6 protein-coding genes and 1 pseudogene are annotated in these 7382 nt (G+C 72.5%); 2 read left to right on the top strand and 5 right to left on the bottom strand.

Annotated elements, in window-relative coordinates; translation table 11 throughout:
- Positions 1-995: IS4 family transposase (locus tag ACFYST_RS28015; protein ID WP_387866266.1), on the bottom strand; the 995-nt coding region annotated here is incomplete at its 3' end.
- A 194-nt stretch (positions 996-1189) separates the two neighbouring features.
- Here ACFYST_RS28015 and ACFYST_RS28010 point away from each other — a divergent pair.
- A complete protein-coding gene (locus ACFYST_RS28010; protein ID WP_387637241.1) occupies positions 1190-1504 on the top strand; it encodes an ATP/GTP-binding protein in 315 nt (104 codons plus the stop codon).
- 7 nt (positions 1505-1511) lie between these two features.
- On the opposite strand, the gene ACFYST_RS28005 is transcribed toward ACFYST_RS28010, so the two are convergent.
- Positions 1512-2279 carry an ABC transporter permease gene (locus ACFYST_RS28005; RefSeq protein ID WP_387866264.1) on the bottom strand — a complete coding sequence of 256 codons (768 nt, stop codon included), beginning with the start codon at positions 2277-2279 and terminating at the stop codon, positions 1512-1514.
- Position 2280: 1 nt separating this feature from the next.
- The gene (locus ACFYST_RS28000; protein WP_387866261.1) at positions 2281-3276 is read right to left on the bottom strand and encodes an ABC transporter ATP-binding protein; all 996 of its coding nucleotides are present in this window, start codon (positions 3274-3276) and stop codon (positions 2281-2283) included.
- Between the two features lie 95 nt (positions 3277-3371).
- Between ACFYST_RS28000 and ACFYST_RS27995 the strand changes: the two genes are divergently transcribed.
- Positions 3372-4175, top strand: coding sequence for an alpha/beta fold hydrolase (locus ACFYST_RS27995; RefSeq protein ID WP_387866258.1), 804 nt, complete (start codon positions 3372-3374; stop codon positions 4173-4175).
- 86 nt (positions 4176-4261) lie between these two features.
- Here the strand turns inward: ACFYST_RS27995 and ACFYST_RS27990 are convergent, their stop codons facing one another.
- Complete coding sequence (locus tag ACFYST_RS27990) at positions 4262-5191, bottom strand: cellulose-binding protein (protein WP_387637230.1); 930 nt, start codon at positions 5189-5191, stop codon at positions 4262-4264.
- A gap of 108 nt (positions 5192-5299) precedes the next feature.
- Positions 5300-7382, bottom strand: a pseudogene (locus ACFYST_RS27985) (hypothetical protein); the annotation flags it as partial.

Below are 7382 nucleotides of genomic sequence, written 5' to 3'. Positions count from 1 at the left end.
ACGAGGTTCCTGCCGCCCTGGTGGGTCTTGATCTCGTCCAGTGCGGTCTCGATCTCCCATCGCTGGGCGTAGAGCGCCGCGAGTTCCGCGGCCGGTGCGGCTGCGGGGTCCAGGATGCTGGTGACCAGCCGGTAGACGGTGCCGTCCTTGCCGCGCGGGCCCAGGGTGTACTCGATGACGCGGACCCGGATCGGGTCGGCGCGGCGGTTCTTGTCCCGGGCCGCGACGATCTCCGACAGGTAGGAGCCGTCGTCGAGTGAGGTCACGACCGGGAACACGGCGTCGCTCCTGGCCCGCCACAACAGGTCCGCACCGGTGCCAGTGGCGGCCCGCCACAGGTCGAACCCGCGAAAGCCCCGGTCGGCCAGCAGCAGCATCCCCTCGGACAGCGAAGTGAACAACTGCCGGGCCAGCACGGTCTCGTGGACCGCCAGCGGGGCGGCCTCGGCCGCGAACACCGCATGGGTGCCGCACTCGACCAGGGCCGCCACCCGCGCCTGCGGGTAGGCGCTCCTGCCCTGCCCCCGGCAGGTGCCGGGCCGGCCGAAGAACTCCGCGTTCGCCGCCGTGTCCGGCAGGTCGAAGGTGGTGCCGTCCACCGCGACCAGCCGCCAGTCGCGAAACCACGCGCCGACCGTCCCCTTCGTGGCCACCGGGTGGCAGACCCGGTCGAACAGGGCCCGCAGCGGCTCCGGACCCAGCCGCAGCCGGGCCCGACCGATCGCCGCCGTCGTCGGCACCCGCCAAGCCCCTCGCCCGCCCTCCCGCTCCAGGCCCTGGGTCAGCAGCCGCGCGACCTCCTCGTAGCCCTGCCCGCAGAACAGGCACATCGCCAGGACGAAGTACACGACCACCCGTGCCGGCAACAGCCGATGACGCCGCTCGACCCGGCCGCACCCGGCAATCACCTCATCAACCAGCTCGGGCGGGAACGCCCGCGTCAGCACTCCCAGCGCGATCCGGTCCGAGAACCGCTCACCCGCCGACGACTTCACCTGTCCAGGCCTTGGCACAACCAGCCCAACGACCAAAACCACACAAAGTCACCGGTATTGCATCTAGTGGCGCGAGTGGGGCCGGTGTGGCCGCCGAGACCCCCGGGAGACAGCGGATGGGAGCCTGTCCGCCCACTGCCGGCGCGGTGGCCCGTACCCTTGAGGGACAACGCGCCGGAACGAGGGGTAGTCACGTGTCACCGCGCCGCAACCGGATCCAGAAGTCCGAGGACCGCGAGAGCGCCGCGCCGATGGGCGGTGGGCTGCGGCGGGTGGAGTCGTACCGGGGCGAGGACTGGATCGTGCAGACCGTGGCCGGGACGGCGGGGCGGTTCTACCGGTGCCCGGGGTGCGATCAGGAGATTCCGCCGGGCGTCGGGCACGTGGTGGCGTGGCCGGATCACGGCAGTGGGGTGGACGACCGGCGGCACTGGCACCGGGCGTGCTGGGGAGCGCGGGAGCGCCGCGGCTCCAACCTGTTGCGGGGCCGCGGCGCTCCGAGGTACTGACGGCGGGTCAGGCGTCGCGCCGCTTCAGCACCAGGTAGCCGCCGAGCAGGGCGGCCGCCGCCCAGGCCGCGGAGATCGCCAGGCCCGTCCACGGGCCGTACGGGTGGTCGGAGGTCTGGTGGACCTGGAAGGCCGCCGAGCCCGCGCGGTCCGGGAAGTAGCGGGCCACGTTCTCCACCTTGGGGACGATCGACAGGATCGGCGAGACCAGCAGCAGGAACGGGACCAGGATGCCCAGCGACAGCACCTGGTTGCGCAGCATCATGGTGACGCCGATCGAGAACAGGCACAGCAGCGTCAGGTAGCAGGCCGCGCCGAACACCGCCCGCAGCACGTCGGGTTGGCCGAGATCGGTGTTGTACTGGCCGAGCGCCGCCTGGCCGAGGAAGAAGGCGGCGAACACCGTCGCCAGCGAGACCAGCAGCGCGAGGACGCCCAGCACCGCCGTCTTCGCCCCCATCAGGGGGCCGCGCTGCGGGACGGCCGCCAGCGACACCCGGATCATGCCGCTGGCGTACTCGTTGCCGACCGCCAATACGCCGAACACCACGATCGCCAGCGCGCCGAGCGTGATCCCGGCGAGCGAGGTGGTCGTCGGGTCGAACGGGTTCCGGTTGTGTTCGGTGAACTGGACGAAGTTCAGTCGGGTGAGCAGCGAGATCACGAAGCCCATCACGACCACCACCAGGAACGTGGCGACCAGCGTCCACACGGTGGAGCGGATGGTGCGGACCTTGGTCCACTCGGACTGCAGGACGGCGGGGAACGCGGCCATCTCAACTCTCCTTTCCGGCCCGGCGGGCATCCCAGTCGGCGCCCCACGCGGGCTGCTGTTGCTGCGGCGGGGGCGGGGTGGTGCCGGCCTCTGGGACGTCGGTGCGGTACTCCACGGAGTCCGCGGTCATCTGCATGAACGCCTCTTCCAGCGAGGCCTGTTGGGGGCTCAGCTCGTGCAGCGTGACGCCGTGCGCGGCGGCCAGGTCGCCGAGGAACACCGGGTCGCCGTCGACCACCTCCCAGGCCCCGTCCGGGCCCGGCTCGGCGGTCAGGCCGGCGCCGCGCAGCGCGTCCAGCAGCTGCTCCGGCTGCGGGGTGCGCAGGCGCACCGAGGAGCGAGAGTTCCGCTTGATGAACTCGGCCATCGGCAGGTCCGCGAGCAGCCGGCCGCGGCCGATCACCACCAGGTGGTCGGCGGTCAGCGCCATCTCGCTCATCAGGTGCGAGGAGACGAACACCGTGCGGCCCTCGGCGGCCAGCGACTTCATCAGCCGGCGGATCCACACGATGCCCTCGGGGTCGAGCCCGTTCACCGGCTCGTCGAACATCAGGATCTTCGGGTCGCCGAGCAGCGCCGAGGCGATGCCCAGGCGCTGGCCCATGCCCAGCGAGAACCCCCGGGCGCGCTTCTTCGCGACGGCGGTCAGGCCGACCAGTTCGAGCACCTGGTCCACGCGTTCGCGCGGGATCCGGTTCGACTGCGCCATCCACAGCAGGTGGTTGTAGGCGGTCCGCCCGGGGTGCGCGCCCTTCGCCTCGAGCAGCGCGCCGATCTCGCGCAGCGGGTTCTGGACGGAGGCGTAACTGCGGCCGTCGATGGTGACTTCGCCGGCGGTGGGCCGGTCCAGGTCGAGGATCATCCGCATCGTGGTGGACTTGCCGGCGCCGTTCGGGCCGAGGAATCCGGTGACCACGCCCTCCGGGATCCGGAAGCTCAGATCGTCCACGGCCAACTTGTCGCCATAACGCTTCGTCAGGTGGTGCAACTCGATCATGTGCCACTCCTTGGTCTGGGGCCAGGGTAGGGCAGAAGTGGATTAATCGGGCGATCGTCGTCCGGGGCGCGGCGCCCGGGGCCTACGGTGGAGCCATGACCTCCCCCAGCGCGCCGGTCGTTCGCGCGAACGGCACCGGCACCCCGCTCGTCCTACTGCACGCCTTCCCGCTCTCCGCGCGCATGTGGGAAGGACAACTGGAACGCGTACCCGGCCCGGCCGGGGACGATGCGTGGGTGGTCGCGCCGGACCAGCGCGGCTTCGGCACCGCCCCGCTCGGCGAGGAACCGCCGTCGCTGGACACCGCCGCCGACGACCTGGCGCACCTGCTGGACGAACTCGGCATCGAACAGGCCGTGCTCGGCGGCCTGTCCATGGGCGGCTACGTGGCGATGGCCTTCGCCCGCCGCCACCCCGAACGGCTGGCCGGCCTGATCCTCGCCGACACCAAGGCCACCCCCGACACCGACGCCGCCCGCGCCAACCGCGAACGCATCGCCACCACCGTCCTCGAACGCGGCAGCGTCGACCTGCTGAACGAGGAGAACACCGCGGAGAACCTGCTCGCCCCCGGCACCGACCCCGAACTCACCGACGCCGTCCGGCAGATGATCGCCGAGGCCGACCCGGCCGCGATCGCCTGGGCGCAGCGCGCGATGGCCGCCCGCCCCGACTCGCTGGAGGTGCTGGCCGCGCTGGAGGTGCCCGCCGCCGTCATCGTCGGCGAACTCGACACCGTCACCCCGCTCGCCGAGGCCCGGATGATGGCGGACGCCCTGCACGACGCCGAACTGACGGTCATTCCAGCGGTCGGCCACCTGTCCTCGCTGGAGGCCCCCGAGACCTTCAACGCCGCCGTCCGCTCCTTCCTCAAGCGCCTCAAGCTGCACGGCTCCTGACACGCCGAAAGGGCCCGGAGGAGGAGGCAACCTCCTCCGGGCCCTTTGCGACTGTTCTCAGCGGGCTGCCCCTCGCGGGGCCGCCGTCAGCGCGACTGCTGCGCCGGAACGCCCAGCGAGTCGTCGTTCGGCATCGTGGCCGCGGCGACCGCCGCACCGGTCAGGGTGGCCAGCATCTCGCGGACGTTGGTCAGCTGCGCGTTGATCGAGTCGCGGCGGTTGGTGAGCGCCGCCAGCTCGCGCTCCGACTCGCTGCGGACCCGGTCGGCCTTCGCGTTGGCGTCGGCCACGATGTCCTCGGCCTGGCGCTGCGCCGTCTCGATGGTCTGACGGGAGCGGCGCTCGGCGTCGGTGCGCAGCTTCTCCGCCTCCAGGCGGAGCTGCTCGGCGCGGTGCTCGATCTCGGCGAGGCGCTTCTCCGCCTTGGCCTGACGGGCCGCCAGGTCGCGCTCGGACTGCTCCCGGCGCTTGGCCAGGTTGGTCTCGAACTCCAGGGCGGCCTGCGCGGCCTTGGTGCGGGTCTCCTCGAAGAGGGCGTCCGCCTCCTCGCGCTTGTTCTGCGCGTCCTTGTTGGCCTCGGCGCGCAGCTGCGCCGCGTCCGACTTCGCCTTGTCGACGATGCGCAGGCCCTCGTCCTCCGCCTTGGCCTTGCGGTCCTTGGCGTAGTTCTCGGCCTCGGTGCGGACCTGCTGCGCCGCGGCCTCGGCCAGCTCGCGGTGCTGCTCGGCGGCGCGGTGCGCCTCGTCGCGCAGGTCCTTCGCCTCCTCCTCGGCGAGACGGAGGATCTTCTCGACGCGGGCGCCGAGACCGGCGTAGGAGGGCTCCGCCTCGGTGACCGCGGCCTGCGCGGTCTGGGTCTCCAGGTGGAGTTCCTCGATGCGCTTCTCCAGCGCGCTGATCCGGGAAAGCGCGCTGTCTCGGTCGGCCACCAGCTTGGCGATCCGCTCGTCGACCTGGGCGCGCTCGTACCCACGGCGTACCAGGTCGAAGCCGTGCGGGGAGTGACTGTCGCTCATGGGATTTCTGGGCTTCCTGTCGTCAAACCGCTGAGATGGTTGAGGGAATCCTGACACGGTACCGGAGTGTCAACGACGAAACGCCGTTGGTTCGCGGACAATGTCCGCTCAATCGGGTGGCGCGCCCCCGGAGCGATTGCCTCCCGATCGCGGAGAGCCCACCCCGGCACCGGCCTTGGGTCCTCCGTCCTTCTTGTTGCCCCCGTTGCTGTGGACCACCGGCGCGGGCGCCTCGAACGCCTCCAACGCCGACAGCACGTCCTGGACCCGAGAGATCTCGGTGTTGATGTCCTTCCGGCGGCGCACCAACTCGTCCAACTCCCGCTGGCCCTCGTCGGTCACGCGCTTCGCCTCGGCCTTTGCCTCGGCGAGCAGCCGCTCCGCCTCCTCGGCGGCAAGCCGCAGCTGCTCCTCGGCATCCGAGCCGGCCCGCCGGAGCCGCTTCTCCGACTCGTCGTCGGCGCGCTTGAGCCGGGACGCGGCCGCGTCGGCAGCCGCCTCCAGCTTCTCCTCGGACTCCATCTCGGCGGCCTTCAGCTTGGCCTCGGCCTTGATGATCAGCGCCTCGGCCCGGGTGGTGGAGTCGGCGAGCTTGTTCTCCGCTTCCTTCAGCAGACCCTCGGCCTTGCGCACCGCCGAGATCCGCACCCGGCCGGCCTCCGCCGACGCCTCCGACGTCAGGTCGGACGCCCGCGTCTCGGCCGCGGCGATCAGCTCCGCCGCCCGCTCCTCGGCCTCCGCGACCTGGGCCTGCGCCTGCTCCTCGGCCTCGGTCAGCTGCTCCTGGGCCGCCGTCACCAGCGCGTCCACCCGCTCGCCGGCGGACTTCATCGCCTGCGCGTTCTCCTTGCGGGCCCGCTCGTGCAGCGCCTCGATCTCGGAATCGGTGCGCTCGCGCAGCTCCTCCGCCCGGTTCCGGATCGCGGTGGAGTCCCGGCGGGCCTCCTTCAGCATCGCGTCCGCGTCCGAACGGGCCTTCTCGACCTCGGCCCGGCCCTGCGCCTCGGCGGTCGCGACCAGCCGCTCGGCCTCCTTGCGGGCCGCCGTGACCAGCGCGTCGGCCTGCTCCTCGGCCGCCGCGGCCGCCGCCAGCGCCTCCGCCTGGGCCTGCTCGGCGAGCTGCTCGGCGTCCGTGAACGCCTTCTTCAGTACCGACCTGGCCTGATCGCGGGTCGACTTGTCGTACGACTCCGCGGACTTGCGCAGCTCCGCGTCGAAGGCCTCCGCGCGGGCCCGGATGTCCGCGTCGAACTCCTCCGCCAGGGTGCGGGTCGCCAGCGCGTACTCCTCGGCCTCCGTGCGCGTCGCCGTCGCCCGCTCCTCGGCGTCCATCAGGGCCGCGGCCGCCAGCTCGTCCGCCTCGGCGAGGGTGCGCTGGGCCGCGGCCTCCGCGGCGGCCCGCTGCTGCTCGGCGAACTCGGCCGCCGAGGTGCTCAGTTCGGCGATCTCGCGGTCGGTGGTGGCGCGCAGCTCGGCGATCTTCTGCGCGGTGGCCTCGCGGAGCTCGGTGGTCTCGAGGTCGGTGAGGGCACGCAGTTCGGCGGTCTCGCGCTCGGCGACGGCGCGGAGTTCGGCCACCTCCTGCTCGGCGGCGGCGCGGAGTTCGGCGACGTTTCGCTCGGCGGTGGCGCGCAGTTCGCGGTCGTAGGCGGCGGCGCTCTCGCGCAGCTCCTGGTCGAACGCGACTGCGGCTTCGCGGAGTTCGGTGGTCTCGCGGTCGGCGACGGCGCGGAGTTCGGCCACCTCGCGGTCGGCGGTCACGCGCAGCTCGGACGTCTCCTGCTCCGCGACGGCACGGAGCTCGGCCACGTCGCGCGCGGCGGTCTCGCGGAGCTCGGTGGTCTCGAGGTCGGTGAGGGCACGCAGCTCGGTGGTCTCGCGCTCGGCGACGGCGCGGAGTTCGGCGACCTCCTGCTCGGCGGCGGCCCGCTTCTCGGTGATCTGCTTGGTCGCGGCCTCGTGCATGCCCGCCACCGACTGCCGGACCTCGGCGGCCTCCTGCTCGGCCTGCGCGACCAGCTCGGCGGCCTGCGCCTCGGCCTGCGCCCGCAGCTCCTCGGCGGTGCGTTCGGCACTCGCCCGGAGTTCGGCGGTCTCGCGTTCGGCGACGGCGCGGAGCTGGGCGGCGTCCTGTTCGGCGTCGGCGCGGAGTTCGGTGGTCTCGCGGTCGGTGGTGGCGCGCAGTTCGCGG

Origin of the sequence: Kitasatospora sp. NPDC004614, assembly GCF_042873675.1 — a bacterium.
In the GTDB taxonomy this organism is placed as follows: Bacteria; Actinomycetota; Actinomycetes; order Streptomycetales; family Streptomycetaceae; genus Kitasatospora.
Note: the sequence above shows the minus strand (reverse complement) of the source record. Positions and strands in the feature narration are given on the sequence as shown.

Bases quoted from the DNA above. Each gene is read 5' to 3' on its own strand.
- ACFYST_RS28005 (WP_387866264.1), bottom strand. From the start codon at position 2,279: ATGGCCGCGTTCCCCGCCGTCCTGCAGTCCGAGTGGACCAAGGTCCGC.
- ACFYST_RS28000 (WP_387866261.1), bottom strand. From the start codon at position 3,276: ATGATCGAGTTGCACCACCTGACGAAGCGTTATGGCGACAAGTTGGCC.
- ACFYST_RS27995 (WP_387866258.1), top strand. From the start codon at position 3,372: ATGACCTCCCCCAGCGCGCCGGTCGTTCGCGCGAACGGCACCGGCACC.
- ACFYST_RS27990 (WP_387637230.1), bottom strand. From the start codon at position 5,191: ATGAGCGACAGTCACTCCCCGCACGGCTTCGACCTGGTACGCCGTGGG.